The organism is Curtobacterium pusillum (genome assembly GCF_013359865.1).
Taxonomy (GTDB): Bacteria; Actinomycetota; Actinomycetes; order Actinomycetales; family Microbacteriaceae; genus Curtobacterium; species Curtobacterium pusillum.
In genome coordinates this window covers 1-24,799 of record NZ_JABMCE010000044.1, presented here as the reverse complement: position 1 = coordinate 24,799, position 24,799 = coordinate 1, and the positions used below count along the sequence as shown (strand labels likewise).

At 73.2% G+C, this 24,799-nt stretch carries 29 protein-coding genes; 18 read left to right on the top strand and 11 right to left on the bottom strand.

Annotated features, from left to right (window positions below; genetic code table 11):
• Window positions 1–130: 130 nt before the first annotated feature.
• Window positions 131–1,222 (bottom strand): acyltransferase family protein, encoded by a 1,092-nt coding sequence (locus HP507_RS01640; RefSeq protein WP_175350133.1) that lies wholly within the window; start codon window positions 1,220–1,222, stop codon window positions 131–133.
• 82 nt (window positions 1,223–1,304) lie between these two features.
• Between HP507_RS01640 and HP507_RS01635 the strand changes: the two genes are divergently transcribed.
• The 5 genes from HP507_RS01635 (at window position 1,305) to HP507_RS01615 (ending at window position 4,792) form a co-directional block, all read left to right on the top strand.
• Window positions 1,305–2,078 carry an SDR family oxidoreductase gene (locus HP507_RS01635; protein ID WP_175350132.1) on the top strand — a complete coding sequence of 258 codons (774 nt, stop codon included), beginning with the start codon at window positions 1,305–1,307 and terminating at the stop codon, window positions 2,076–2,078.
• Window positions 2,079–2,199: 121 nt separating this feature from the next.
• The gene (locus HP507_RS01630) at window positions 2,200–2,733 is read left to right on the top strand and encodes a phosphoribosyltransferase (RefSeq protein WP_246328353.1); all 534 of its coding nucleotides are present in this window, start codon (window positions 2,200–2,202) and stop codon (window positions 2,731–2,733) included.
• The gene (locus HP507_RS17680; RefSeq protein WP_175350131.1) at window positions 2,730–3,446 is read left to right on the top strand and encodes a Type 1 glutamine amidotransferase-like domain-containing protein; all 717 of its coding nucleotides are present in this window, start codon (window positions 2,730–2,732) and stop codon (window positions 3,444–3,446) included. The genes HP507_RS01630 and HP507_RS17680 overlap by 4 nt, the downstream gene beginning before the upstream one ends.
• Before the next feature lie 4 nt (window positions 3,447–3,450).
• Window positions 3,451–4,155 carry a uracil-DNA glycosylase gene (locus HP507_RS01620; protein WP_175350130.1) on the top strand — a complete coding sequence of 235 codons (705 nt, stop codon included), beginning with the start codon at window positions 3,451–3,453 and terminating at the stop codon, window positions 4,153–4,155.
• 10 nt (window positions 4,156–4,165) lie between these two features.
• Window positions 4,166–4,792: a GNAT family N-acetyltransferase gene (locus HP507_RS01615; RefSeq protein ID WP_175350129.1), complete on the top strand. Its 627-nt coding sequence runs from the start codon at window positions 4,166–4,168 to the stop codon at window positions 4,790–4,792.
• A 366-nt stretch (window positions 4,793–5,158) separates the two neighbouring features.
• Here the strand turns inward: HP507_RS01615 and HP507_RS01610 are convergent, their stop codons facing one another.
• A complete protein-coding gene (locus HP507_RS01610) occupies window positions 5,159–5,857 on the bottom strand; it encodes a FadR/GntR family transcriptional regulator (RefSeq protein ID WP_175350128.1) in 699 nt (232 codons plus the stop codon).
• A gap of 206 nt (window positions 5,858–6,063) precedes the next feature.
• Between HP507_RS01610 and HP507_RS01605 the strand changes: the two genes are divergently transcribed.
• From HP507_RS01605 to HP507_RS01595, 3 genes are read left to right on the top strand one after another with little or no spacing between them, the layout of a single operon-like run.
• Complete coding sequence (locus tag HP507_RS01605; protein ID WP_217508375.1) at window positions 6,064–7,602, top strand: GntP family permease; 1,539 nt, start codon at window positions 6,064–6,066, stop codon at window positions 7,600–7,602.
• A gap of 38 nt (window positions 7,603–7,640) precedes the next feature.
• The gene (locus tag HP507_RS01600; protein WP_175350141.1) at window positions 7,641–8,132 is read left to right on the top strand and encodes a gluconokinase; all 492 of its coding nucleotides are present in this window, start codon (window positions 7,641–7,643) and stop codon (window positions 8,130–8,132) included.
• Window positions 8,133–8,159: 27 nt separating this feature from the next.
• Window positions 8,160–9,428, top strand: a complete 1,269-nt coding sequence (locus tag HP507_RS01595; RefSeq protein WP_175350127.1) for a cytochrome P450 — start codon at window positions 8,160–8,162, stop codon at window positions 9,426–9,428.
• Between the two features lie 18 nt (window positions 9,429–9,446).
• On the opposite strand, the gene HP507_RS01590 is transcribed toward HP507_RS01595, so the two are convergent.
• Window positions 9,447–11,111: an ABC-F family ATP-binding cassette domain-containing protein gene (locus HP507_RS01590; RefSeq protein ID WP_175350126.1), complete on the bottom strand. Its 1,665-nt coding sequence runs from the start codon at window positions 11,109–11,111 to the stop codon at window positions 9,447–9,449.
• An 88-nt stretch (window positions 11,112–11,199) separates the two neighbouring features.
• Between HP507_RS01590 and HP507_RS01585 the strand changes: the two genes are divergently transcribed.
• Window positions 11,200–11,616 (top strand): HIT family protein, encoded by a 417-nt coding sequence (locus HP507_RS01585; RefSeq protein WP_175350125.1) that lies wholly within the window; start codon window positions 11,200–11,202, stop codon window positions 11,614–11,616.
• A gap of 22 nt (window positions 11,617–11,638) precedes the next feature.
• Here the strand turns inward: HP507_RS01585 and HP507_RS01580 are convergent, their stop codons facing one another.
• From HP507_RS01580 to HP507_RS01570, 3 genes are read right to left on the bottom strand one after another with little or no spacing between them, the layout of a single operon-like run.
• Window positions 11,639–12,523, bottom strand: a complete 885-nt coding sequence (locus HP507_RS01580) for a 5-oxoprolinase subunit C family protein (protein ID WP_175350124.1) — start codon at window positions 12,521–12,523, stop codon at window positions 11,639–11,641.
• Window positions 12,520–13,146 (bottom strand): 5-oxoprolinase subunit B family protein, encoded by a 627-nt coding sequence (locus tag HP507_RS01575; RefSeq protein ID WP_175350123.1) that lies wholly within the window; start codon window positions 13,144–13,146, stop codon window positions 12,520–12,522. The genes HP507_RS01580 and HP507_RS01575 overlap by 4 nt, the downstream gene beginning before the upstream one ends.
• Window positions 13,143–13,913 (bottom strand): LamB/YcsF family protein, encoded by a 771-nt coding sequence (locus HP507_RS01570; RefSeq protein WP_175350122.1) that lies wholly within the window; start codon window positions 13,911–13,913, stop codon window positions 13,143–13,145. Before HP507_RS01570 ends, HP507_RS01575 begins: the two co-directional genes overlap by 4 nt.
• Window positions 13,914–13,964: 51 nt before the next feature.
• On the opposite strand from HP507_RS01570, the gene HP507_RS01565 reads away from it, so the two are divergent.
• From HP507_RS01565 to HP507_RS01530, 8 genes are all read left to right on the top strand, one after another.
• On the top strand, window positions 13,965–14,294 hold the full coding sequence (locus HP507_RS01565) for a hypothetical protein (RefSeq protein ID WP_271206994.1): 330 nt from the start codon (window positions 13,965–13,967) through the stop codon (window positions 14,292–14,294).
• A 4-nt stretch (window positions 14,295–14,298) separates the two neighbouring features.
• The gene (locus HP507_RS01560) at window positions 14,299–14,661 is read left to right on the top strand and encodes a hypothetical protein (protein ID WP_175350121.1); all 363 of its coding nucleotides are present in this window, start codon (window positions 14,299–14,301) and stop codon (window positions 14,659–14,661) included.
• Window positions 14,662–15,209: 548 nt separating this feature from the next.
• Window positions 15,210–15,749: a GNAT family N-acetyltransferase gene (locus HP507_RS01555; protein ID WP_271206995.1), complete on the top strand. Its 540-nt coding sequence runs from the start codon at window positions 15,210–15,212 to the stop codon at window positions 15,747–15,749.
• A gap of 112 nt (window positions 15,750–15,861) precedes the next feature.
• Window positions 15,862–16,002 (top strand): hypothetical protein, encoded by a 141-nt coding sequence (locus tag HP507_RS01550; protein WP_175350119.1) that lies wholly within the window; start codon window positions 15,862–15,864, stop codon window positions 16,000–16,002.
• A 72-nt stretch (window positions 16,003–16,074) separates the two neighbouring features.
• Entirely contained in the window at window positions 16,075–16,359 is a 285-nt protein-coding gene (locus tag HP507_RS01545; RefSeq protein ID WP_175350118.1) for a hypothetical protein, read from the top strand.
• 97 nt (window positions 16,360–16,456) lie between these two features.
• Window positions 16,457–16,762: an EthD family reductase gene (locus tag HP507_RS01540; protein WP_175350117.1), complete on the top strand. Its 306-nt coding sequence runs from the start codon at window positions 16,457–16,459 to the stop codon at window positions 16,760–16,762.
• Entirely contained in the window at window positions 16,759–17,664 is a 906-nt protein-coding gene (locus HP507_RS01535; protein ID WP_175350116.1) for an NmrA family NAD(P)-binding protein, read from the top strand. The genes HP507_RS01540 and HP507_RS01535 overlap by 4 nt, the downstream gene beginning before the upstream one ends.
• 32 nt (window positions 17,665–17,696) lie before the next feature.
• On the top strand, window positions 17,697–18,305 hold the full coding sequence (locus tag HP507_RS01530) for a dihydrofolate reductase family protein (RefSeq protein WP_175350115.1): 609 nt from the start codon (window positions 17,697–17,699) through the stop codon (window positions 18,303–18,305).
• A 12-nt stretch (window positions 18,306–18,317) separates the two neighbouring features.
• Here the strand turns inward: HP507_RS01530 and HP507_RS01525 are convergent, their stop codons facing one another.
• From HP507_RS01525 to HP507_RS01515, 3 genes are read right to left on the bottom strand one after another with little or no spacing between them, the layout of a single operon-like run.
• Window positions 18,318–18,992, bottom strand: coding sequence for a response regulator (locus tag HP507_RS01525; protein WP_175350114.1), 675 nt, complete (start codon window positions 18,990–18,992; stop codon window positions 18,318–18,320).
• A complete protein-coding gene (locus HP507_RS01520) occupies window positions 18,989–20,344 on the bottom strand; it encodes a sensor histidine kinase (RefSeq protein WP_175350113.1) in 1,356 nt (451 codons plus the stop codon). The genes HP507_RS01525 and HP507_RS01520 overlap by 4 nt, the downstream gene beginning before the upstream one ends.
• Window positions 20,331–21,317 (bottom strand): CPBP family intramembrane glutamic endopeptidase, encoded by a 987-nt coding sequence (locus tag HP507_RS01515; protein ID WP_175350112.1) that lies wholly within the window; start codon window positions 21,315–21,317, stop codon window positions 20,331–20,333. Before HP507_RS01515 ends, HP507_RS01520 begins: the two co-directional genes overlap by 14 nt.
• Before the next feature lie 110 nt (window positions 21,318–21,427).
• Between HP507_RS01515 and HP507_RS01510 the strand changes: the two genes are divergently transcribed.
• Window positions 21,428–22,867, top strand: coding sequence for an amidase (locus tag HP507_RS01510; RefSeq protein WP_175350111.1), 1,440 nt, complete (start codon window positions 21,428–21,430; stop codon window positions 22,865–22,867).
• 199 nt (window positions 22,868–23,066) lie between these two features.
• On the opposite strand, the gene HP507_RS01505 is transcribed toward HP507_RS01510, so the two are convergent.
• Both HP507_RS01505 and HP507_RS01500 read right to left on the bottom strand, forming a co-directional pair.
• Window positions 23,067–23,858 carry an ABC transporter ATP-binding protein gene (locus HP507_RS01505; RefSeq protein WP_175350110.1) on the bottom strand — a complete coding sequence of 264 codons (792 nt, stop codon included), beginning with the start codon at window positions 23,856–23,858 and terminating at the stop codon, window positions 23,067–23,069.
• Window positions 23,855–24,718 (bottom strand): ABC transporter ATP-binding protein, encoded by an 864-nt coding sequence (locus HP507_RS01500; protein ID WP_254700870.1) that lies wholly within the window; start codon window positions 24,716–24,718, stop codon window positions 23,855–23,857. Before HP507_RS01500 ends, HP507_RS01505 begins: the two co-directional genes overlap by 4 nt.
• Between the last annotated feature and the right edge of the window lie 81 nt (window positions 24,719–24,799).

Sequence of the window (24,799 nt, the reverse complement as noted above, 5' to 3'; positions counted from 1 at the left end):
AGGAACGGCGCACCCTTGCGTCGCACGTCACGGTACGCAGGTCGCGGGCCGGGTACCAGCGCACCCGCCACGGGACGTAACGGACGCGGTCGGGTGATCCGCGCCTCCCGACCGTCACCGGCGCGCAGCGCTACGCCGGATCGCGACGGAACAGCCAGCCGACGTTCGGTTCCAGCAGCCAGCGCATCCCGCGCCGCACGAACGGCTGCGCGAGGAACAGGCTCACCGCGCACGCGATCGCGACCATGAGCAGCACGTACGGCCAGGCCGAGTGCTGCCCGGCCAGTACGCCCGACTCCCGGATCGGGTAGAGCACGAACGTGTGCAGCAGGTAGACGTACATCGTCGCTGCGCCGAACTGCGTGATCCAGACGTGCCGCCGCGGCACGAGCAGCAGGAACGACGCGGTCAGCAGCGCCGCGAGCAGCAGCAGGCCGAAGCGGACGGCACCGGCCCACCACGCGTCCTCGCCGAGACCCGAGTACGAGTCGTCGTAGAAGAACCAGTGGTGCAGGTCGAACTCCTTGAACTGCGGGATCCAGATCGCACACGCGACGGCCCACGCCACGAACACCGCCGCGGCCGCGACGCGGACCCGGACCACGATCCGCCGCGGCGCCTCGTACCACCGGTCGAAGACGCCCCACTGCTTCACCTGCCAGCCGACCAGGAAGAACGGGAGCAGGCTGATCGCGCGCGACAGCGACAGCGTGGAGTCGACGTTGTCGAAGTACCCCACGCCGATGCTGAAGACGACCGCCCAGAACAGCGGCCACCGCAGCTGCGCCAGGTACGGCAGGATCAGCCGGAAGATGCCGAGGGCGAGCAGGAACCAGAGCGTCCAGGTCGGCTGGGTCGGGTTGAACTTCTTCCCGCCCTCGACCAGGGCCTGCACGACGGTCCAGATCGTCTGCATGATGATGTACGGCACCACGATGTCCGTGATGGTCCGCTTCATCCGCGTGGCGGTCGGGGTGTCCGCGGAGGAGAAGTACCCGCTGATCACGCCGAACGCCGGCATGTGGAACGCGTAGATGAAGGTGTACAGCGCGAGCGCGTGCTCGCTCGCGGTCGTCTGGCGCTGGATGGCGTGACCGATCACCACGAGGGTGACCGCGAGGAACCGCGCCGTGTCCCACATCGGGATACGACGCTTCGCACGACCGGGTTCGAGCTGCGTGGCGGGCGCCGAGGGCGCTGGAGGGGCGGCATCCGTCGTCATCCTCGGTCACGTTACCGGATCGTGACCTCGGCCGATCGGTACGGTTGTCCTGACATCCCGTCCCCACCACTGGAGGAAGCACATGGCACGTCGCGCAGTCGTCACCGGAGCGAGCTCGGGCATCGGGGCGGCCACCGTCCGGCTGTTCCGCGACCGCGGGTGGGACGTCCTCGCCGTGGCCCGGCGGGAGTCGAAGCTGTCGGCGCTCGCGGATTCGACCGGGGCGGACGTGCTCGTCGCCGACATCACCGACCCCGACGATGTCGAGGCGCTCGCCGCCCGCGTCGAGGAGCTCGGGGGAGCGGACGTGCTCGTGAACAACGCGGGCGGCGCCTTCGGGTCGGCGAGCGTCGAGGAGTCCGACGTCGAGGACTGGCGTGCCATGTTCGAGGTGAACGTGATCGGCACGAAGCGGGTCGTCGCGGCCCTGCTCCCGCACCTCCGTCGGTGTGCGGCGGCGGCCGGGAGCGCAGACATCGTCACCGTGACGTCGACGGCCGGCTTCGTGGCGTACGAGAACGGCGGCGGGTACAACGCCGCGAAGTTCGCCGAGCACGCTCTCGTCGCCGCGCTCCGGCTCGAGCTGAACGGCGAGCCGATCCGCGTCGTCGAGATCGCCCCCGGCCTGGTGAAGACCGACGAGTTCGCGCTGACGCGGTTCCGGGGCGACGCGGACAAGGCGGCGGCGGTGTACGACAACGTGCCCGAGCCGCTCGTCGCCGAGGACGTCGCCGAGGCGATCGTGCACTCCGTCGAGCTGCCGGCGCACGTGAACCTCGACCTGGTGACGATCCGTCCGGTGGCGCAGTCGGCGCAGCACAAGCTCGCCCGCGGGCCCCTGACCCCGCGGGCGTAGCCGCGGCCCCTGCCCCTGCCCCTGCACCTGCCCCGGGCCGCGTCCGCGTCACGCGGCCGTGCACGCGCCCGGGCGTGCGAGCGGGTCGCGGGCGCGGGGTCGGTGCCGGTACCGTGGTCGGATGCCGATCAGCAGCGAATCCGGGTCACCCGCCCCGGCTCCCTCGACCGTGACCGTGACGAGCGGGCCCGAGGTGCTCGGGTGGCTGGAGTTCGGTGACGCGGCGCGTCTGCTCGCCAAGGACGTCCTGTCCTCCGGCTTCGAGCCCGAGGTCGTCGTCGCCGTGGCCCGCGGCGGGCTCATCATCGCCGGTGCCGTGGCCTACGCGCTCGGCACGAAGGAGTGCGGCTCGATCAACGTCGAGTTCTACACCGACGTCGAGCAGCGCCTCGACGAGCCGGTCATCCTGTCGCCGGCCCTCGACGCCCCGAGCCTCGCCGGCAAGCGCGTGCTCGTCGTCGACGACGTGTCCGACTCCGGCCGCACGCTCCGCCTGGTGGTCGACATCATCCGGAACGCCGGCGCCGACGTCCGCAGCGCCTGCCTCTACTCGAAGCCCGGCACAGTGCTCGAGCCGGACCACGTCTGGCGTCGTGTCGACGGGTGGATCACCTTCCCGTGGAGCGCCCTCGCCCCGGTGACGGCCGAGTCGTGAGCATCCACCTCGTCGGCGGCGGGCTCTTCGCCGCCTCGGACGCCGCCGCGCCGTTCCTCGCCGAGGCCACCGCGCGTTCCGCAGCCGTCGGCCGCACGGTGCCCCGCATCGGTGTGCTGTCCGTCTCCGGGGCGTCCGGGAGCCCGGACTCCACCGCCGACATCGCCGAGGTCCTCGGGGGCGCCCGGGCGGCCGAGGTGCTCGTGACCGAGATCGCCCCGGGCGAGGTCTTCAGCACCGCCGTCCTGAGCGACGTCGACGCCCTCGTCGTCGGCGGTGGCGTCACCCCGCACTACCTCGACGCGGTGGGCCCGCTCGTCGACCAGATCCGCCTGCTCGTGTCCGACGGCCTGCCGTACCTCGGCTACTCGGCCGGCGCGATGATCGCCTCGGACCGGGCGCTGGTCGGCGGCTGGCGCATCGGCGGCGTCGAGATCTGCCCCGAAGCGGCCTCCGAGGGCCTCGACGAGGTCGAACTCCGCGAGGGGCTCGGGCTCGTCGACCTGACCATCGACGTCCACGCCGTCCAGGCCGGCACGCTCGCCCGGCTCATCGCGAGCGCCGAGGCCGAGTTCGTCACCGCCGGGCTCGCGATCGACGAGGACACCACGCTGGTCGTGGGCGAGGGCGCGCTCGAGGTCCGCGGCACCGGCAGCGTCTGGCGTGTCGTCGCCGGCGAGGAGTCGGTCGCGGTCGCGACGATGGGCGCGTAGGACCGTGCAGCCCCACCCGCTCGCCGACCTCGTCGACCCGGGGTGGGCCCGGGCGTTGGCCCCCGTCGAGGGCGAGGTCCACCGCATGGGCGACTGGCTCCGCGCCGAGGTCGCCGCCGGCCGACGCTACCTGCCCGCCGGCGACCACGTCCTCCGCGCCTTCGCGGACCCGTTCGAGGACGTGAAGGTCCTCGTCATCGGGCAGGACCCGTACCCGACGCCGGGGCACCCGATCGGACTGTCCTTCGCGGTGGACCCGCACGTTCGGCCGGTCCCGCGCAGCCTGGCGAACATCTACCGCGAGCTCCACTCCGACCTCGGCGTGACCCCGCCCGCGCACGGTGATCTGCGCGCGTGGTCGGCGCAGGGCGTCCTGCTGCTCAACCGGGTGCTCACGGTCGGAGCGGGCGCCGCCGGCAGCCACCGCGGCAAGGGCTGGGAAGCCGTCACCGACCAGGCCGTCCGGGCACTCGTGGAGCGGGGGAGACCCCTCGTCGCGGTGCTCTGGGGTGCGCAGGCGGCGTCGGTCCGCCCGTTCCTCGGCGACACCCCGGTGGTGGCGTCCGCGCACCCGAGCCCGCTCAGCGCCTCCCGCGGGTTCTTCGGCAGCCGACCGTTCTCGCGGGTGAACGACCTGCTCGTGGGTCAGGGCGCGGAGCCGGTGGACTGGGCGCTCCCCGTCGAACCCGAGGCGTCCTCCGCGGCATAGGCTCGGACGCGTGCTCGAGGAGGAATACCAGCGACGGCGGGTCCTGCCGCGCCACCTGCGCGCTCCCGTGCCGGCCGAGGCGGCATTCACGTACACGATCCGCGCGGCCGAACCCACGGACCTGCCGGACGTCCGCGAGATCCACACGCACTACGTCCGCAACTCGTCGGTGACCTTCGATCCGTCGGCCTTCACGTTCGCGGCGTGGAAACGTCGCTACGACGACATCCGGAAGCGCAAGCTGCCCTTCCTGGTCGCGGTGAACCCCTCGGGACAGGTCCTCGGGTACGCCCTGGTGGACGCGTGGAACCCGCGGGACCGGTCCAACCACGTGGTCGAGGACTCCATCTACCTCGGGGCGGCGTCCGGCGGCAAGGGGCTCGGGCGGGCGCTCATGGAGGCGCTGCTCGACGAGTGCCGGGCGGCGGGTGTCCGCGAGGTCGTCGCGGTCATCGCCGACCGCCAGGCCGAGGCCTCGATCCGCCTGCACGAGCGGCTCGGCTTCGAGGAGATCGGGCGGATGGGGAAGGTCGGCTACAAGTACGACCGGTGGCTCGGCACGGTGACGATGCGGTTGCGGCTCCGCGGGCCGCGACTGTTCGCGAGGGGGCGCGCGCAGCGCGAGCCGCGTCCCTGACGCGCGCGCCTGCCGCGAGGTCGCACGATCTGCCGCTCTCGGCGCGACCGCGCGGCGTGTCTCGCGACCTCGGCGGACTGCGCGCGGCGTGTCGTGCGATCTCGGCACGTACCGGACGGGAGGCGCGGTGCCGGCCCGTCCCGCGCCTCCCGTCCGACCAGGCGCGCGCAGGTCCCCGCATCCTTCGCCGCGAGATCGCACGATCTGCCGCTCTCGGCGCGCGCGCCGCGAGGTCGCATGATCTGCCGCTCTCGACGCGCCCGCGCGGCGTGTCGTGCGATCTCGGCGACACCCGCGCGGCGCGTTGCGCGACCTCGGCGACACCCGCGCAGCGTGTCGCGCGACCAGCGCGACGCGCGCCGCGGATCAGGCGGACGGCGCCTCCGCGATGAACTCGTCGCGCGTGACGCGCACCAGCTCGGCGGCCGCCGCCGACGCGGCCGCACCGTCACCGGCGAGCAACGCCCGGCCCACCGCCTCGTGCCGGGCCGCCGCGTCCCGCGTCCACCGCGTGATCGTGTCGCGCGACTCCGACGTCCGGGTCCGCAGCAGCGCCTCGACGGTCCCGGCGAAGTGCGCGAACACCGCGTTGCCGGATGCCTCGAGGAGCGCGCGGTGGAACCGGACGTCGGCCTCGAGGTAGGCGCGGCTGTCCTCCCGCACGCAGGCGTCGAGCATGTCCGATGCCGCGTCGAGCACCGGTGCCGCGCCCGGGGTCCCTGCGGCCAGCGTGGCGGCGACGGGCTCGACGCCGAGCCGCAGCTCGAGGAGTTCCCGCTGCTGGACGAAGTACGACGGCGAGGCACCGCGCCACCGGATGACCGTCGGCGCGAGGAGTTCCCACGACCCGATGCCGAGCACCTGGGTGCCGACGCGCTGCCGGGGTTCGACGAGCCCGAGCGACTGCAGGACGCGCAGTGCCTCGCGGACGACGGACCGCGACACGCCGAACTCGTCCGCGACGTGCTCCGGCCGGAGCACGGAGCCGGGGGCCAGCAGGCCGTCGACGATGCGCTGGCCGAGGGTGTCGAGCACCTGGGCGTGCAGTCCGCGGCCGGTGGGCATCGTTCCTCCATGCAGTACGGGTCACGTGGCGGATGTGACGCGATGTCCATCGAATCGGCAGACTGCCCGAGAGGGCGGATGCCGCGCGGTGGATCGTCGTATAGTCTTATTAATCAGATTATTGATGGTCGAGGCGAGCGGCACCAGACCGCACTCGACACGAAGGCGACGGAGCCGCACAGCAGCGGCTCCAGGAAGGGGCCCTGATGCCTCACGCTCTCCCGGCCCACGTGGCCACGGTCCTCGCGGCGGACAGTGGCGGTACCCAGACCGTCGACCCGTCCGGCCCGGTCGCGCAGCTGATCATCGCGGCGATCATCGGCATCGTCGTGATCATCGCGCTCATCACCTGGCTCAAGGTGCACCCCTTCATCGCGCTCACGATCGGGGCGCTCGGCGTCGGCATCGGTGCCGGTCTCGCCCCGGACAAGGCGGTCACGAGCTTCGGCAACGGGTTCGGCGCGACCATGACGAGCGTCGGCATCCTGGTCAGTCTCGGGTCGATGTTCGGCAAGATGCTCGTCGACTCGGGCGCCGCCGACCGCGTCGTGGACACCCTCGTGCGGAGGTCGTCGAAGGCCGCCCTGCCGTGGACGATGGCCCTCATCGGTGCGCTGATCGGCCTGCCGATGTTCTTCGAGGTCGGCCTCGTCCTCCTCATCCCGATCATCGTCCTCGTCGCGAAGCGCAGCTCCGTCCCGGTCATGAAGATCGCCGTCCCCGCGCTCGTCGGTCTGTCCACGATGCACGCGTTCGTCCCGCCGCACCCCGGTCCGCTCGTCGCGATCTCGACGGTCGGCGCGAACCTCGGCACGACCCTCGCCTTCGGCATCGTGCTCGCGATCCCCGTCATCGTGCTCGCCGGCCCGGTGTTCGCCCGCTTCGCGGCCCGCTGGGTCGACATCCCCGCCCCCGACATCTTCGGCTCGCGTGGTTCCGGCGCCGGGTCCGCGTCCGGTGCCGACGACCCGGCATCCGCCGGACGGGAGGCGCGGCGCGGCCCCGCCACGCAGGACACCGCGTCCCTGCCCCACGGCAAGAGCGACTTCACCCGCGTCATCAGCGAACCGCGCAGCCCGTCCTTCGCCGTCGCGCTCGTCGGCATCCTGCTGCCCGTCGTGCTCATGCTCGCCCAGGCGGTCCGTGAGGCCACCGTCCCCGACGCCTCCGGCTCGTGGGTCAGCGTGCTCGACTTCCTCGGGACGCCGATGATCGCCATCGGCATCGCGGCCGTCTACGCGATGGTCTTCTTCGCGATCGGCGGCGGGATGGACCGTTCCGCGGTCTCGAAGTCGCTCGAGAGCGCGTTGCCGCCGGTCGCCGGCGTGCTGCTCATCGTCGGTGCCGGCGGCGGGTTCAAGCAGGTGCTCATCGACACCGGGATCGGCGGGGTGATCGCGGACGCCGTGAAGGACTCCGGCGTCTCGGTGCTGCTCGTGGCCTGGGTCGTCTCGGCGCTCGTCCGCGTGGCCACCGGCTCGGCGACGGTCGCCACCGTCACCGCGGCGGGCATCATGGCCCCGATCGCGCACGACCTGTCCTCGCCGATGACCTCGCTGCTCGTGCTCGCGATCGGCGCCGGGTCCGTGTTCCTGTCGCACGTCAACGACGCCGGGTTCTGGCTGGTCAAGGGGTACCTCAACACCACGGTGGGGCAGACCTTCAAGACGTGGACGGTGCTCGAGTGCCTCATCTCGGTGATCGGTCTGCTCGGCGTCCTGCTCGCGGGGGTGTTCATCCATTGAGTGCCGGTGATCCGTCGGACGCCCGCGTCCTCGTCGTGATGGGCGTCTCCGGCTCGGGCAAGTCCACCGTCGCCGCGATGGTCGCCGAGCAGCTCGGGTGGGACTTCGCGGAGGGTGACGCCATGCACCCGCAGGCGAACGTCGACAAGATGCACGCCGGTACCCCGCTGACCGACGAGGACCGCTGGCCGTGGCTCGACGTGATCGCGGCGTGGATCCGCTCGCACCTCGACGCCGGGACGCCCGGGGTCGTCACCTGCTCGGCGCTCAAGCGGTCCTACCGCGACGTGCTCCGTGCACCCGGCGTCGTGTTCGTGCACGTCGCGGGCTCCGGCGACCTGATCGAGGACCGGATGTCGCAGCGGACGGGCCACTACATGCCGACGTCGCTGCTCGCGTCCCAGCTGGCGACGCTCGAACCGCCGCAGCCCGACGAGGCGCACGTCACGATCGCGGCGGACCGCACGCCGGAGCAGGAGAGCGCGGAGGTCGTCGAACGGCTCGCCCTGCAGGCCATCCCGAGAGGCTGATCGGGCGGCCACCGGCAGCATGGCCGTATGGCGATCGACGACTCCCTCTCGCTCCTGACCCGCGGGTACGGGTTCGGCGCGCACCTCTGGCGCCGGACCCGTCCCGGGGCGCGTGCCGTCCCACTTCGGCTCCTCGGGAAGCCCGCGCTGCTCGTGCGCGGGGCACCGGGCGTCGAACTCTTCTACGACGGGGCCCGGACGGCCAGACACGGCGCGATGCCGGCGATCGTCCAGCGCACCCTGTTCGGTGTCGGGTCGGTGCACTCCCTCGACGGTGAAGCGCAACGGCACCGCAAGGCGACGTTCGTCGACGTCGCGTACGAGGACGAGCAGGTCCGGCGGCTCGCACCCCTGCTCGATGCCGAGTGGGCGAGCGAACTGGACGCGTGGATCGGCGGCGGGCGACGCTCGGCGTACGACGCCGGCGTCGGCGCGATCGGCCGTGCCGTGATGCGCTGGGCCGGACTGCCCGGCACGGCGGCCGCGAAGACCCGATGGGCCGCCCGGCTCGCGCAGATCGTCGACGGGTTCGGCGTGCCGTACTCGCCGGAGTACCTGTTGGCCGTCCGGAACCGGCACTGGTCGGACCGACACGCCCGACGACTCGTCGAAGCCGTCCGGAGCGGCCTGCTCACCCCGGACCCCGGGACGGCGCTGTACGAGTGGGCGTGGCACCGGGACCCCGCCGGTGCGCTCCTGCGTCCGCGGCTCGCCGGGATCGAGCTGCAGAACAGCTTCCGACCGGCGATCGCGGTCGCACGCTTCGTCGCCTTCGCCGCCAAGGAGCTGCACGACCACCCGGAGTGGCGCCGGCGCATCGCGGAGGAGACCGCCGCGCGCGGAACGCTCGTCGACGGGCCGCTCGCCGTGGCGTTCGCGCAGGAGATCCGTCGCACGGCACCGTTCGTGCCGATGCTGCCGGCCTGGGCGACGACCGACGTCGAACTCGACGGCGAACGGCTCCCGGCCGGCGGCCGCGTGCTGCTCGACATCCTCGGGACGGACACCGACGACCGCTCCTGGGACCGCGCCGAACAGTTCGACCCGTCCCGCTTCCTCGGCGTCGACGACTACGAGGCGATCCCGACGTTCGTCCCGCACGGCGGCGCCGACGTCGCGACGGGGCACCGGTGCCCGGGCGAGAAGGTCGCGATCACTGCCCTCGCCACAGGGGTCGCCGCCCTGAGCGACCCGCGCGTCACGATCCTCGACGAAGGCCTCGAGGTCGACCGGCGACGACTGCCCACGAAGCCTGCATCGGGCGGACGCGTCCGCGGCGGCTGCCCGTTCCACTGAGCGGCGGCCGCGGAGCCCTCACTGCTCGGTGACGTGCCCCGCCTCGACCCGCCACTGCCGGTCGAGCCGGACGGTCTCGAGCATGCGGCGGTCGTGGGTCACGAGCAGCAGCGTGCCGTCGTACGACTCGAGCGCCTGTTCGAGCTGCTCGATCGCCGCGAGGTCGAGGTGGTTCGTGGGCTCGTCGAGCACGAGCACGTTCACGCCGCGGGCCTGCAGCAGGGCGAGGCCGGCACGGGTGCGTTCGCCGGGCGAGAGCGCGCTCGCCGGACGGCCGACGTGGTCCGCCTTCAGTCCGAACTTGGCGAGCAGCGTCCGCACGTCCGCCGTCGTGTACTCGGGGACGACCGCCTCGAACGCCGCCGCGAGCGGCTGGTCGCCGGTGAAGGCCGCGCGGGCCTGGTCGATCTCGCCGACGGCGACGCTCGACCCCAGCGACGCCGTGCCGGTCGTCGGCGCCTGCTTGCCGAGCAGCGCCCGCAGGAGGGTGGACTTGCCGGCGCCGTTCGGGCCGGTGATCCCGATCCGGTCGCCGCCGTCGACCTGCAGCGAGACCGGGCCGAGGGTGAAGTCGCCCTGGGTGAACGTGGCGTCGGACAGGGTCGCGACGACCGCGGAGGACCGGGGCGCGCTGCCGATCGTGAACTCGAGCTGCCACTCCTTGCGCGGCTCCTCGACCTCGTCGAGCCGGGCGATGCGGGACTCCATCTGGCGGACCTTCTGCGCCTGCTTCTCGCTCGACTCCGATGCGGCGCGGCGGCGGATCTTGTCGTTGTCGGGGTTCTTCCGCATCGCGTTGCGCACGCCCTGGCTCGACCACTCCCGCTGCGTGCGGGCCCGGGAGACCAGGTCGGCCTTGGTCGAGGCGTACTCCTCGTACGCGTCGCGCTTGTGCTGCCGGGCGATCTCGCGCTCCTCGAGGTAGGAGTCGTAGCCGCCGCCGAACAACCGGTTCGAGGACTGTGCCAGGTCGAGTTCGAGGACGGCGGTCACGGAGCGCGCCAGGAACTCGCGGTCGTGGCTGACGAGCACGACACCGCCGCGGAGGCTCCGCACGAAGCCCTCCAGACGGTCGAGGCCGTCGAGGTCGAGGTCGTTCGTGGGTTCGTCGAGCAGGACGATGTCGAACCGGGACAGCAGCAGCGCCGCGAGTCCGACCCGGGCGGCCTGCCCGCCGGACAGCCCCGTCATCAGTGAGTCCGGGCCGACGCCGTCCTCGTCCGGTCCCACGGCCAGGCCGAGTTCGGCGAGCACGACCGGGATGCGCTCGTCGAGGTCGGCCGCTCCCGCTGCCAGCCACCGGTCGAGGGCGGTCGAGTACGCGTCCGCCGCAGCGTCTCCCGCGTCGGGGTCGCCGAGCGCGGCCGCCGCGGCGTCCATCGTCGCCGTCGCCTCGGCGCAGCCCGTCCGACGCCCGATGTAGCCGGCGACGGTCTCACCCTCGACGCGCTCGTGCTCCTGGGGGAGCCACCCGACGAAGGCGTCCGTCGGCGCGAGCGACACCGTGCCCGCCAGGGGTTCGTCGACCCCGGCGAGGAGTCGGAGCAGCGTGGACTTGCCCGCGCCGTTGACGCCGACGACGCCGATCACGTCCCCGGGAGCGACGGTGAGGTCGAGCGAGTCGAACAGCGTGCGAGCGGCGTACCCGCCGGAGAGGCCCTTGGCGACGAGCGTGGCGGTCATGCACCAATCGTCCCATCTCGCAGTGGCGTGCCGGACTGGAGGCGCGGTGCGGGCCCGCCACGCGCCTCCAGGACGGCAGGATGGCCGCATGGAACCGTGCACCTTCTGCCGCATCATCGCCGGGGACGCTCCGGCCACGTGGGTCGAGCGGGAGGAGCACGCCGTCGCCTTCGCGCCGCTTCCCGACTCGGCGCTCGCACCGGGGCACACGCTCGTGGTCCCGGTCGAGCACACGGACGACCTGCTCAGTGCCGGGCCCGTCGGTCTGGCCGCCACGTTCGCGCTGGCGCAGCGGGTCGCGCGTGCGATGCGCGGGGCGCTGGGCGCCACCGGCACCGTCCTGCTCCAGGCGTCCGGCGAGGACGCCGGGCAGAGCGTCCGGCACCTGCACGTCCACGTCGTGCCGTGCTGGTCGGACGACGGCACCGTGCACTGGCCGGAGCCGCCGTCGGCACACGTGGTCGAGGGGGACCCGCACGCGGCCCTCGCCGAGATGTTCGAGTGAGAGAAGCCGTCGACTGGGGCCCTCAGGCGACGATGCGGAACCGGATCGCGTCGCCCGGGCGAAGCTGAGCGGCCCGGTCCACCGACGCCGGGGTGAGCACGGCGACGACGGGGTAGCCGCCCGTGACCGGGTGGTCGGCGAGGAACAGGACCGGGTGGCCTTCCGGCGGGACCTGGAGCGACCCGGTCTCGACGCCCTCGCTCGGCAGCTCGTGGGAGATCAGGCGGACGAGCGGACGGGCCGCGGTCGTCCGGACGCCGACGCGGTCGCTGTCCGGCGTGACGTGGTGGTCCTGGTCGGTGAGGAGCGCGCGCCAATCCGGGCTGAACCAGTCGTCGCGGGGACCGGCGACGACGTCGAGCACGACCGGCTCGCCGGGCGCGGGGACGGGCGGCGGCGCGACCGCATCGACGAGCGGCCAGGCATCGGCGGCGTCGCCGATCGGCAGGACGTCCCCGACCGCGACGGGTGCCGGACCGAGGTGCGCGAGGGAGTCCCAGGACCGGCTGCCGAGCACCGGCTCGACGGCGAAACCGCCGCGGACCGCGAGGTACGCCCGCAGCCCCGTGGTCGCGGTACCGACGCGGACCACGTCGCCGGGAGCGAGCGTGAGCACCTCGTACGGGGCCGCGCCGCGGACCCGCCCGTCCGCCCGCTCGACCTCGACCGGGCAGGGTGCGCCGGTGAGGGCGGTGACCACGTGCGCGTCCGAGCGCAGGGTGACGGAGCCGAGCAGCGCCTCCAGGACGGCCGCATCGGGACGGTTGCCGACGAGCCGGTTGGCGAGTGCCGCTGCACCGCGGTCGGCGGCGCCCGCCGCACCGAGGCCCGTGTCGCTGAACCCGGGTCGGCCGAGGTCCTGGGTCGAGGTGCCGGGGCCGGCCTGCAGGACGGTGAGCGTGCTCATGCCTTCCCGGCCTCGACGAAGCGGATCCGGGTGCCGGCCGGTGCGAGTGCGGGCGGGTCGCGGTCGAGCGACCACATCGGCACGTCGGTCCGGCCGATGAGCTGCCAGCCGCCGGGCGAGGTGCGCGGGTAGACGGCGCTGAACTCGCCGGCGAGGGCGACACTGCCCGCCGGGACGGCCGTGCGGGCGCTCTCGCGGCGAGGGAGGTCGAGCGACGGGGCCGAGCCCGTGAGGTAGCTGAAGCCGGGAGCGAAGCCGCAGAAAGCGCTCGTCCAGAACTGGCCGGTGTGCCAGGCGACGAGTTCCGCGCGGGTCATGCCGGTGGTGGCGGCGACGGTGTCGAGGTCCGCTCCGTCGTACGTGACCGGGATCGTGACGGGCTCGCCGAGATCGGCCCGCGTCGTCGGGACGGGCTCGACGGACTGGAGGCACGGCCCGAGTCGCGCAGGATCGGTCCGGCCCGGATCGAAGCGGACGAGGAGCGTGCGGGCACCCGACACGAGTTCGGTCACGCCGGCGACGGGCGTGGCCTCCAGCCCCGCGCGGAACGCCACGACCTCGTCGAGGCTGTCGACGGTCACGAGGAGCGCGGACCGGCCTGCCGCCCGGACGTCGAGGGTCACGGTGCCGGTGGGGCGAACGGCGCGATGTCGACCCCGTGCCCGGTGAGCAGCGCGCGGATCGCCCGGGCCATCGCGACCGCGTCGGGGGAGTCGCCGTGCACGCAGACGGAGTCCGCCCGGACCGAGATGTCGGATCCGTCGACGGACGTCACGACGCCCTCGGTCACCATCCGCAACACGCGCTCCGCGACCGCGTCCGGGTCGTGGAGGACCGAGCCCGGTCGGCTCCGGGGCACGAGCGACCCGTCGGGCTCGTAGGCGCGGTCGGCGAACGCCTCGCCGACGGCGCGGAGTCCGTGGCGCTCTGCCGCGAGCAGCAGCTCGGAGCCGGGCAGGGCGAGGACGGCGAGCGTCGGGTCGATGTCGGCGACCGCACGGGTGACGGCCTCGGCCTGCACCGGGTCGGCACAGGCCGTGTTGTAGAGCGCGCCGTGGGGCTTCACGTACGTCACGGCGGTGCCGGCCACCCGGGCGGTGGCGATCAGGGCGCCGAGCTGGTGGACGACGTCGGCGTACAGCTCGTCGGGGGTGACGTGCACCGGACGACGGCCGAACCCGACGAGGTCGCGGTAGGCGACGTGGGCCCCGACGGCGACGCCCCGCTCGGCAGCGGAACGGCAGGTCGTGAGCATGATCGTGGGGTCACCGGCGTGGAACCCGCACGCGACGTTCGCCGAGGACACCACGTCGAGCATCGCCCCGTCGTCACCCATGCTCCACGCGCCGAAGCCCTCGCCCAGGTCGCTGTTGAGGTCGATCGTCGTCACGCCGCCAACCTACCGGCCGGGCCACCGACCGCGACCCCGTATCCTGCGGCAGTGGAAGCGACACAGCCCTCCGGCACGACGAAGCGCCGCGTGGAACTCCGGATCACCCGCCCGATGCTGACCTGGTTCGCCCGGCCGACCGTCACGATCGACGGCGTCGGGCACCCGGCGCAGTGGGGGACCGGCACGTGGGCGGTGCCCGACGACGGCGGCGCGGTCATCGGGGTGTACCTGTACAACCGGGCCTGGCGCTTCGGGGCGGCGTCGCGCTCGGTGACGACCGCCGACGCCGGCGCGCGCTTCGTCTACCGGTCCGGGCTGCTGCCGGTCGGTGCCGGGCGGATCGAGCAGCAGCGCGCGCACAGACAGAACCTAAGCTGACGGGATGCTCTCCCGACGCGACGCCGCCGTCCGGCTCGACATCCCGCTCGAGATGGCGGCCCACCACGGCATCCCTCCGCGCCTCAGCGAAGCCGAGCTCGAGGCGATCGAGCAGGATCCGCCCGCATGGCTCGTGCAGTCCCGGGCCAACCGAACGGGCGCCAGGAAGGTCTGGGTGCACCTCGAGTGCGTGGTCTGCGGTTTCACCGAAACGGCGCGGCCGAAGAAGTGGTGGCCCGACTGGGACTACCTGATGTGCGACTACCACGAGTCGTACCAGGCACCACGTCCCACCGCGGGGCTCACCCGGCGCGAGGTCGAAGGCGTGGGCAGCCGGTTCATCGCCCTCGTCGACGAGAGGTCCTAGCCGGGCCCGTGCCCGTCGGCGGGCGGGGCACGATTCGGCAGCGTCATCACTCGCTCGCCTCACGAGACGGAGCAAGGAGCCGGGCGGAGTGTCTGTCCATCGCCGCCTCATCGCTTCCGGCGGTTCCGTCGGAGCCTTCCGATCAGGCCAGCCGTGCCGATCGCGAACCACAGGCTGATGACCACGAAGTCCAGGGGAGCGAACGATCCCGACCGAGCGTGACGGCTCGCGGCGATGGCCAGCCAGATGACAACGATCAGGTAAGCGGCGGGCCATGTCGAAATCCAGTTCTCGGCCACTCGGACGACGGCCCGGCGAAGCAGACCGCGAAACGGTCGGCGGCCACCAGGACTTGATCCGCTCGGAGTCGGTCGCGTCTCGGGCATGAGCGCCTCATCCGTCTGTCGATGTCGGTCTTCGTCTGAAGCGATCCTGTCACCTCTGAACGCGAGAGGTTCAACGTCTCGGGATGGCAAGGCCCATCCCCGCTCCGATCGTGGATCGAGACGGTCTTGGGGCGCGGAAGGGGCATGGGGCATGCTGTCCAGGTGACGCATCAGAGCGGGCCTCGGGGGAAGGACGACTTCCGCTCGGAGCGACTGCGGTTGCGCTCGTGGCGCGTCGCTGATGCAGCTTTCCATCGGCGGCTGTGGGAGGAACGGGATGGACGCGTTCCGGCTCGGCGGCGCATCACAGCCGACGGCCACCCCACCCTTGCAGAGTTGCAGGAGTGGCTTCGCGCCTACGAGCCGACGCCACCACCCGGCCTTTTCGTTGTTGAGCAGGTTGAGACCGGAGTGGCGACGGGGTACTGCGGACTCGTCGAGAACAGCGTCGGGCGGCCGGAGGAGCCCGAGCTGGCGTTCGAGTTCCTGCAGGAGTTTTGGGGGCGGGGATTCGCCACCGAGGCGTCACGACTGATCGTCGATCGAGCAGCAACGATGGGGTACGAGTACCTGGCCTCTACCGTTCGCGAATGGAACACTGCATCGCTCCACGTGCTCTCCAAGCTGGGCTTCACCGACACCGGTGAACGGGAACGCGACGTCGAGCACGGTGACTCGCTCTTGCTCCGACTGCGGCTCTGATGATGAGATCCCGCGCCCGCTGGGTGGACGCCTCCCGAATGGCGACGACGAAGCGACAAGCGGAGCGCCCGATCGGCTACCGGACGCTGGCGGGAACCGCTAGCTTGAGCGCATGAGCGACCAGGAGCAGCACGAGCGGCGCAACCCGTGGTGGGCAGTCGCTCTCGTGTTCTTCTTCGGAGGCGCCTTATCGCTCGTTGCCGGCCGGATGCTCCCTTGGCAGGACCAGGACCGTCAGGACCCCGACTACTGAGCAGGCCGGGCGCTTCTGTCGGCGTCTCTGGGGGGCCTTCCAGCCACTCACGGTGGCGCGTAGCCTGCCGCCATGGCTGAGACCCAGAACACACGGGACACCTGGCGGTCGATCGTCGGCTACCCGTACCGATGGCAGGGCGTCGGTTTGGCTGTCCTCGGACTCTTCTGGCTCGGGCTCGTCGTGACGGGCGACCGGCAGCTGTGGCGCTTGATCGTCGGGGTGGCCTGGCTCGCCCTCGGTGTCACGTTGCTGGTGGTGTCACTCTCGGACCACCGACACGGCCGTGGTCGGTACGCCGGCCGTTCAACCGGTGGCCAGGGACCGCAGGGGGCGCCTGACGCGGGCGATCGGTGAGGGGTCGCTGGCCGCGACGAGAGCCCGCTGGGGCCAGCACCTCGGTCCGGCGACTGGGGGACGAGCGAACCCAGCCGCCGGGGAGAACACTGGCGCCATGACGACGAAGATCACCCTCATCATCGACAACCCGAGCGACCCCGCCGCCTTCGAGGACGCCTACCCCGCGCTCGAGGAAGCAGCGGCTGCGCTCCCGAAACTCCGCCGCCTCGAGGCCGGCAAGGTCTGGCCGAAGGAGGACGGCACGCCCACCCCGGCGCACCGCACCCTCGACCTGTACTTCGACTCGTACGACGACGCGTCCGCCGCCGTCGCCGGTGAGGAAGCAGGCGCACTGTTCGGTCGGCTCGGTGCCACCGGGGCGACCTTCACCGGCCTGTTCTCCGACGTCGAGAAGGCGTGACCACCACCGTCGTCGTCGCCGGTGCCACCGGCGATCTCGGCGGGCGGATCGTCCGCGCCCTCCGCGAGCACGACACCCACGTTCGCCTGCTCACCCGGTCCCGCAGCAGCCCGTCGGCCGAGCGCCTCGCCGCAACGTACCCCGGCGTCGAGGTCGTCACCGCGGACTACACGGACCACGCGTCACTCACCACGGCGCTCGACGGCGCCGAGGTCGTCGTCTCCGCCGTGAGCGGCACCCGCCCGGTCATCGGCGACGCCCAGCGCGCCCTGCTCGCCGCCGCGGTCGAGGCCGGGGTGCAGCGGTTCATCCCCTCGGACTACGCGGCCGACTACCGGTCGATAACCCCAGGGACGAACCGGAACTTCGAGCTCCGCCGCGAGTTCGCCGCCGACGTCGACGCCGCTCCGATCCGGGCGACCTCGGTGCTGAACGGCGCGTTCACCGACATGCTCACCGGGCAGGCGCCCCTCATCCTGTTCGACCGACAGCGCGTGCTCTACTGGTCCTCCGCCGACCAGGTGCTCGACTTCACCACGAAGGACGACGTCGCCCGTACCACCGCACTCGTGGCCCTCGACCCGGCACCACCCCGGGTCGTCGAGGTCGCCGGGGACCGGGTGACCGCACGGAGCATCGCCGACGCGATGTCCCGCCTCACGGGCACGCCCTTCCGCCTGCAGTGGGCCGGGACCGCCGGCACGCTCTCCGCGATGGCCCGGGTCGGCCGTCGCCTGTCGCGGGCCGGCGACGACGAGCCGTTCCCCGCGTGGCAGGGTATGCAGTACTTCGTCAGCATGTTCAGTGGGGAGGCCGAACTGCGCCACGTCGACAACGCGCGCTACGGTGTCCAGCACTGGACGACGGTGCGCGACGTGCTCGCGGCGCACCTCGGCACCTGAGGGAACGACCACACCGAAGGAGCAGCCAGCCGATGGCCGACACCACCTGCCACATGTCCATCTCGCTCGACGGTTTCGTCGCGGGCCCCGACCAGAGCCTCGACCAGCCCCTCGGCCGGCGCGGCGGCGAGCTGCACACGTGGCACATGCCCGGCGCCGACGTGGGGGAGGCCGACCGCACGGCCGCCGGCTGGCTCATGCGCCCCCGCGGCGCCTACGTGATGGGCCGCAACATGTTCGGACCGGTCCGCGGTGAGTGGGACGAGGACTGGCAGGGCTGGTGGGGGAACGAGCCGCCGTACCACGCGCCGGTGTTCGTGCTCACCCACCACCCGCACGAGCCGATCGAGCTCGAGGGCGGTACGACCTTCCACTTCGTCACCGACGGGTTCGACGCCGCCTACGCGCAGGCGGTCGACGTCGCGGGCGACAACGGGGTCGACATCGCCGGCGGCGCCTCGACGGTGCGACAGGCGCTCGCCGCCGGAGTGGTCGACGAACTCACGCTCGACATCGCCCCGGTGTTGCTCGGTTCCGGGGAGCGGATCTTCGAGGACGGCTCCGAGACGTTCGACTTCGAGCCGGTCGAGGTGCTGCACTCCCCGCTGACGACGCACATCCGCTACCGCCGGAGCCGCTGACGCCCGTTGTGCCTAACCATCCGCGTCGGGCACCCTGACGATGCGGTTCTGGTAGGCCCAGACCACGGCCTGCAGACGCGACCGCACGCCGAGCTTCGGCAGCATCCGCGCCAGGTGCGACTTCACGGTCGAGACCTCGACGACGAGCGCCGCGGCGATCTCCTCGTTCGACATGCCCTCGGCGAGGAGCAGCAGGACGTCCCGCTCACGCGCGGTCAGCACGTCGTCGGCGCGGTCGCCCGACACGGGTCGCAGGCTCCGGCGGGAGACGAACTCGCGCAGCACCCGTCGGGTCAGCGCCTGGTCGATCGTGCCGTTGCCCGCGGCGACCTGTCGGACGGCGTCGACGATGACGTCCGGCTCGGCGTCCTTGAGGAGGAACCCGGACGCCCCCGCCTCGAGCGCGCCGAACACGAGGTCGTCCATGTCGAACGTGGTGAGCATGAGCACCGGGACGGCGGGATCGGCGTCCGGGGCGCAGAGTTCCCGGGCGACCTCGATCCCGTTCCGGACGGGCATCCGGATGTCGAGGCACGCGACGTCCGGTCGGGTGCTCCGCGCGAGGGCGAGGGCCTCGCCGCCGTCGGCGGCGACGCCGACGACCTCGATGTCGGGTTCGGCGGACAGCAGGGCAGAGACGCCCGCGCGGACGAGCGGCTGGTCGTCCGCCACCAGCACGCGGATCACCCTGCCACCTCCTGATCGGGCGCCGTCGCGTCGGACGCGGGTCGCGCCTCCCGGCCCAGTACCAGCTCGACCGTCCAGCCGCCGGGACCGGTGGGACCGACCTGGAGGCGCGCCCCGACCAGTTCTGCCCGCTCGCGCATGCCGCGCAGTCCGTTCCCACCCGCCGGCGTGCTGCCGACGGACGGTGCGGTGGGCGCCCCGTTCTCGACGCGGACCGTCAGGTGGCCGGGCCCGCTGTCGTCGACGGTGACCGTGCAGGCGGCGCCGGTCGCGTGGAGCGCGACGTTGGCGAGGGCCTCCTGGACCGTGCGGTAGGCGACGAGCTGGGTGAGCGGTCCGATGCCGTCGGCGAGCGGGTGGTCGCCGGGCCGGACGTCGAGCACGACGTCCGTCCGCGTACGAGCCGCCTCGACCAGGTCGACGATCCCGGCGACCGTCTCGACTGCGCGCTCGGCGGGGGCGTCGTCGCGGAGGAGACCGACCAGGCGGCGGAGGTCCTCGAGCACGGCGGTGCTCTGCTCGCGCACCTGCCGGACGCCCTCGTGGGCGCGCTCCGGATCGGTGTCGATCTGGCGATCGACGACCGCGGACATCAGGGCGATGCCGGACAGGTGGTGGGCGGCGATGTCGTGCAGTTCGCGGGCCATGGCGGCTCGCTCCCGGGAGACGGCGGCCTCGACTCGGGCGTCCTGCTCACGGCTGACGGCGGCGGCCTCGGCGGTGCGGGCGTCCGTCTCGGCGGTGCGTGCGTCGGCCTCCGCCGTGCGTGCGGCGGCTTCGGCCGTCCGGGCTGCCCGGAGTTCCCGACGCGACCGGACGACGAGTGCGACGACGAGCGGGAGTCCCACGGCGCCGACCGCCTGCAGGACGCCCTGACCGAGGGACGCGCCGAGGCCCTGCGCGAGCCCGCTGCGGAACGCTCCGGACGTCCGGGCCCACTCGACGGCCGTGCCGAGGGCGACCAGTGCGCCGGCGGCGACGACGGGTGGCCAGAGCCGGGCGAGTGGGAGCCGCAGCGCCGCGAGGACGACCGCGACGACGACGGGCAGCGCGGTCAGCCCGAACGCGGTGTTCGTCGACACCACGGCCACCACGACGGGGAGCGCGGCGACCAGGACCAACGCGGAGCGGGGTGCTCGTCGAGCGGCGAGGAGGACCGCGGACTGGACGAGCAGCGCGACCGCCAGGACCGTCCACGGGAGGCCCCCGACCACCGGGTACACGGTGCCCGTGCCGTCTGGGTCGGCCGAGTCCAGTGGCGGCAGGCCGAGCAGGAGCCCGAGGGAGACGACCGCGGTGCCGACGGCGACGAGGACGTCGGTGCGCCGGTCGCGCGCGTCAGCGGGTGCCATCGTCCGATCCTACGAGGCGCGTGCGGGCTGCGGGCGTGGTCGCCGTGGTCGCCGGGGTCGGCGGGGTCGGCGTGGGACCGCGGTGGCCGAGGCGCCCGCGGGTCGCGACGAGCAGCACGGCGGCCGCGACGGTCGACACGATCGCCAACCCGACCATCATCGTGCCCGCCGTCATCCCCGGGTACATGTCGGCCCAGAGCGTCGAGATCGTGTTGTTGACGCCGACGTGCAGGAGCAGTGCGACCGGCAGGCTCTCACCGGTGCGGTTGAACACCCACGTCATCACGACGTTGAACGTGATCGTGAAGAGGGCGAACACGAGCGGCTCCGTCCAGTGCGCGTCCGGCCACCCGCCCCAGTCGCTGAGGTAGAGCGGCATGTGCCAGAGCGCCCACAGGGGACCGAGCACGGCGGCGGCTCCGAGCGGGCCGAACCGTTCCTGGAGGCGCGGCAGGGCGAAGTCGCGCCAGCCGGGCTCCTCGGAAAGACCGGTGGTGAACAGCTGCACGACGAGCCCGGGCACGAGGGCGACCAGGGCGAGCAGGCTCGGTGCCTGCACCTGACCGCCGGCGAACGGCAGCCCGGAGACGACGATGAGTGCCGGCACACCGACGAGGGCGAGGGCGTACCAGTACCAGGCCACGCGCCAGCGCCAGAGCCGTCCGACCCAGCGACGCAGCCCCGGGCGCCCGTCCGCGAGCGCGGTGACCAGGAACGCGCTGCCGAGCGGCCCGAGGAGCGCGCCCGGCAGGACGCCCGTGAACTGCGCGGTGCCGAGGAGCTCGGGGAAGTGGAGGTCCCAGACGCCGAGGCCGTGCGGGGACAGGATGTACGGGACCCAGGCGGCCCAGCTGAGGCCGAGCGCGAGGGCGGCGAACGCGAGCAGGGGGTGCCGGGCGACGAGCCCGCGCACCCCCGTCCGATCGGCGGGGACGGTGCCGGTGGTGTGCCGGTCTTCGGCGGTGATCGTCATGCCCTCGACGCTAGGAACCGCGGCGACACGGGACGACCGGCGAACGGACGCACCCGGGGGAGTTCCATCGAAGGATGCAGGCCGCGCGCGGCGGCATAGGCTCGGGAACCGTGTTCGAACTCCACCACCTCGCCGCGCAGGAACTCTGGGACTGGATCCGCCGTGGCGAGGTCACCGCGCTCGAGGTGACCGACCACTACCTGGACCGCATCGCCCGGCTCGACCCGGACCTGGGCGCCTTCGTGACCGTCACGGCGGAGGCCGCACGCGACCGGGCCGACCACCTCGGCCAGCGCGTGCCGACGTCGAGGCCGCTGTGGGGCCTCCCGTCCGGCGACAAGGACCTGTACGACCGCGCCGGCGTGCCGACCCGCAACGGGACGACGTCACTGCCGGACCGAGCCGCCGCTGCCGACCACCCGCTCGTCGCCGCCCTCGACGCCGCGGGCGCGGTGAGCCTCGGCAAGACGGCGAGTCCCGAGTTCGGGATGTCCTCGTCGTCGGAGACCCGGTTCGGCACGACCCGGAACCCGTACGACCCGACGAGGGCGCCCGGCGGGTCCTCGAGCGGCGCCGCGGTCGCCGTGGCCGCGGGACTCCTGCCCGCGGCGGTGGGGTCGGACGGCGGCGGCTCCGTGCGCATCCCCGCCGCGGCGACCGGGCTCGTCGGACTCAAGCCGAGCCGCGGCCGGGTGCCGTCGATGCCCGGGCGTTCCGGCGTCGGCGGGCTGTCCGTCGCCGGACCGCTCACCCGGAACGTCGCCGACGCGGGCATGCTCCTCGACGCCCTCGTGGCACCGACCGGGTCGCCCGAACCGCACCCGTACGCGCTCGTCACGCCCGAGATCGGCGACGGGCCGTTCACCGCCGCTGCCGTCCGCGGTGAAGGGCGCTTCGTGGTGGGGCTCCTGGACGGCTCGCCGTGGGACGACACCGTCGACGTGGTCATCGACCCCGCCGCCCGGGCCGCCGTCGAGACCGCGGTGCGGGTGCTCGGCGAGGTCGGACACGGCGTCGAGGAGGTCGCGATGCCCCGTGCGCCCTACGCCGACGCGTTCCGGGTGGCGTGGGAGTCGAGCGCCGCCCGTCTGCCGATGGTCCCCGGTATCGACCTGTCGGCGCTGACGCCGCTCGTGGCGTGGCTCGTGGCGCGGGGGAAACGCCTCACCGGGACGCAGGTGCTCGACGCGATGACGGCGCTCGACACGTTCTCGGCGGAGCTGATCGGCGCGTTCGACCGGTTCGACGCCATCCTCACGCCGACGCTCGCGCTGACACCGCGGCCGCTCGGCTGGTACGGCGACGACCCCGAGGAGGACTTCCGCCGCCAGTGCGCCTACTCGCCGTGGACGTCGATGGCGAACGTCGCGGGCCTCCCGGCGATCACACTGCCCGTCGGTGTCACGGGCGACGACCACCCGGACGGCGGGGGCCTGCCGATGGGCGTGCAGCTGATCGGGCGGCCGGGTGGGGAGCGTGTGCTGCTCGCGATCGGCGCACAGCTCGAGCGGCGGCTGCGCTGGCAGCGGCGGCATCCGCCGCAGTGGTGAGCGGCTGGCGGCCTGGAGGCGCGTGCCGGGCAAGCGGTGATGCGCGTCCGTTCGACAGTGCGCGCGTCGATCGACTCGTGCGGTGTCGGAGCATGCGCACGCACTCGTTGCCGGTGCATGGTTCGACAGTGCGCGCGTCGATCGACTCGTGCCGTGTCGCGAGCGCGCCCGCCAGCGCCGGCCGCGAGCGCCGCGCGCGTCAGGGCAGCGTCGGCGCCGCCTCCACCAGGGCCCGCGTCACCGGGTGCTGAGGCGCGTCGAGCAGGGACACCGGCCCGTGCTCGACGATCCGCCCCGCCGACATCACCGCCACGGTGTCGCACAGCCGCTGCACCACGCCGATGTCGTGCGACACGAGCACGAGGGTCAGCCCGAGGTCGTCGGCGAGCGAGCGGAACAGGTCGATCACGCGGGCGCGCACCACCACGTCGAGGGCGCTCATCGGCTCGTCCCCGAACAGGATCCGCGGCGAGTGCACGACGGCGCGGGCGATCGCGATGCGCTGCCGCTGGCCGCCGGAGAACTCGTGCGGGTACCGGTCGACGGCGTCGGCGGGCAGGTCCACGCGCTCCAGCACGTCCCGCACGAGCGACGCACGGGCCGCCGCCGAGCCCCCGATGCGCAGCGCCCGCAGCGGCTCCGCCACGATCGACCCGACGCGCATGCGCGGGTCCAGCGAGGCGTACGGGTCCTGGAACACCACGCCGGTCTCGCGACGGAACCAGCGCATCGCGGCCGCGGAACCGGACGCCACCACCGGACGACCGGAGGCGGTCACCGTGCCGGCGGAAGGCGCCTCCAGGCCGGCGAGCAGCCGCACCAGGGTCGACTTGCCGGACCCGGACTCGCCCACGATGCCGAGCCGGGCGCCCGGTGCGACCGTCAGGTCCACGCCGTCGACGGCGGTGCGGACGGGGCCGGGTTCGAACGGGCCGCGGCGGGGGAGCCGGTAGCTGCGGTGCAGGCCGTCGGCGTGCAGGACGTCGGTCACGCGGTCCTCCTGGCGGTGGCGCGGGCGGCGTCGACGAGCGCGGCCGTCGCCGGGTGCTGCGGGGCGGCGAGGAGTCCTGCGACGGACCCCTGCTCGACGACCCGGCCGCCGTCGAGCACGACCGCGGTGTCGGCGATCAGGGCGAGCACCGCGAGGTCGTGCGTCACGAAGACCATGCCCGCGGTGAGCTGCTCGAAGAGCTCGAGGATGCGCGCCTCGGTCGTGACGTCGAGCGCGGTGGTCGGCTCGTCGGCGACGAGGTAGGACGGCTCGCCGGCCATGGCCATCGCGATGCAGATCCGCTGCCGCTGCCCACCGGACAGCTGGTGGGGGTACTGCCGCAGCAGCGACTCCGGGTCGGGGAGCCCCACGGAGACGGCGAGGTCGACGGCAGCCGCTGACGCCGCCCGCCGATCGAGGCCGCGGTGCAGGCGGAGGGGCTCGGCGATCTGCGCACCGACGCGGCGGAGCGGGTCGAGGGCGGTACCGGGCTCCTGGAAGACCATGGCGATGCCGGAGCCACGGTGGCGGGCACGCTCCCGGTCGGGCAGGCCGACGAGTTCGGTCCCGTCGAGGCGGATGCTCCCCTCGACGCTCGCCCCCGCCGGTTCCAGCCCCATCAGGGCGAGCGAGGTCATGGACTTCCCGGATCCGGACGCGCCGATGACGCCCACCCGATGGCCTGGAGGCACGGTGAACGTCACGTCGTCGAGGATCGTCCGGCGGTCGATGCGGACCGTCAGGCCGCGCACCTCGAGTCCGGAGGCTCCGGTCCGGTCCGGGGGCGGCGCTGCGCGGGTTCCGTCCGGTGCGCCCGGCGTCCCGGGGGCCGTCGCGCCGGGGTTCGTCGCGTCGGTCATGCGGTCACTCCCGTGCTCGTCGCGGCCGGGTCGTCGGGCGTCCGGTCGCCCGTCGCGCCACCGGCCCGGGCGCCCACAGGG

Bases quoted from the DNA above. Each gene is read 5' to 3' on its own strand.
- HP507_RS01640 (WP_175350133.1), bottom strand. From the start codon at position 1,222: ATGACGACGGATGCCGCCCCTCCAGCGCCCTCGGCGCCCGCCACGCAG.
- HP507_RS01635 (WP_175350132.1), top strand. From the start codon at position 1,305: ATGGCACGTCGCGCAGTCGTCACCGGAGCGAGCTCGGGCATCGGGGCG.
- HP507_RS01630 (WP_246328353.1), top strand. From the start codon at position 2,200: ATGCCGATCAGCAGCGAATCCGGGTCACCCGCCCCGGCTCCCTCGACC.
- HP507_RS01610 (WP_175350128.1), bottom strand. From the start codon at position 5,857: ATGCCCACCGGCCGCGGACTGCACGCCCAGGTGCTCGACACCCTCGGC.
- HP507_RS01605 (WP_217508375.1), top strand. From the start codon at position 6,064: ATGCCTCACGCTCTCCCGGCCCACGTGGCCACGGTCCTCGCGGCGGAC.
- HP507_RS01600 (WP_175350141.1), top strand. From the start codon at position 7,641: ATGGGCGTCTCCGGCTCGGGCAAGTCCACCGTCGCCGCGATGGTCGCC.
- HP507_RS01595 (WP_175350127.1), top strand. From the start codon at position 8,160: ATGGCGATCGACGACTCCCTCTCGCTCCTGACCCGCGGGTACGGGTTC.
- HP507_RS01590 (WP_175350126.1), bottom strand. From the start codon at position 11,111: ATGACCGCCACGCTCGTCGCCAAGGGCCTCTCCGGCGGGTACGCCGCT.
- HP507_RS01585 (WP_175350125.1), top strand. From the start codon at position 11,200: ATGGAACCGTGCACCTTCTGCCGCATCATCGCCGGGGACGCTCCGGCC.
- HP507_RS01580 (WP_175350124.1), bottom strand. From the start codon at position 12,523: ATGAGCACGCTCACCGTCCTGCAGGCCGGCCCCGGCACCTCGACCCAG.
- HP507_RS01560 (WP_175350121.1), top strand. From the start codon at position 14,299: ATGCTCTCCCGACGCGACGCCGCCGTCCGGCTCGACATCCCGCTCGAG.
- HP507_RS01550 (WP_175350119.1), top strand. From the start codon at position 15,862: ATGAGCGACCAGGAGCAGCACGAGCGGCGCAACCCGTGGTGGGCAGTC.
- HP507_RS01545 (WP_175350118.1), top strand. From the start codon at position 16,075: ATGGCTGAGACCCAGAACACACGGGACACCTGGCGGTCGATCGTCGGC.
- HP507_RS01540 (WP_175350117.1), top strand. From the start codon at position 16,457: ATGACGACGAAGATCACCCTCATCATCGACAACCCGAGCGACCCCGCC.
- HP507_RS01530 (WP_175350115.1), top strand. From the start codon at position 17,697: ATGGCCGACACCACCTGCCACATGTCCATCTCGCTCGACGGTTTCGTC.
- HP507_RS01520 (WP_175350113.1), bottom strand. From the start codon at position 20,344: ATGGCACCCGCTGACGCGCGCGACCGGCGCACCGACGTCCTCGTCGCC.
- HP507_RS01515 (WP_175350112.1), bottom strand. From the start codon at position 21,317: ATGACGATCACCGCCGAAGACCGGCACACCACCGGCACCGTCCCCGCC.
- HP507_RS01500 (WP_254700870.1), bottom strand. From the start codon at position 24,718: ATGACCGACGCGACGAACCCCGGCGCGACGGCCCCCGGGACGCCGGGC.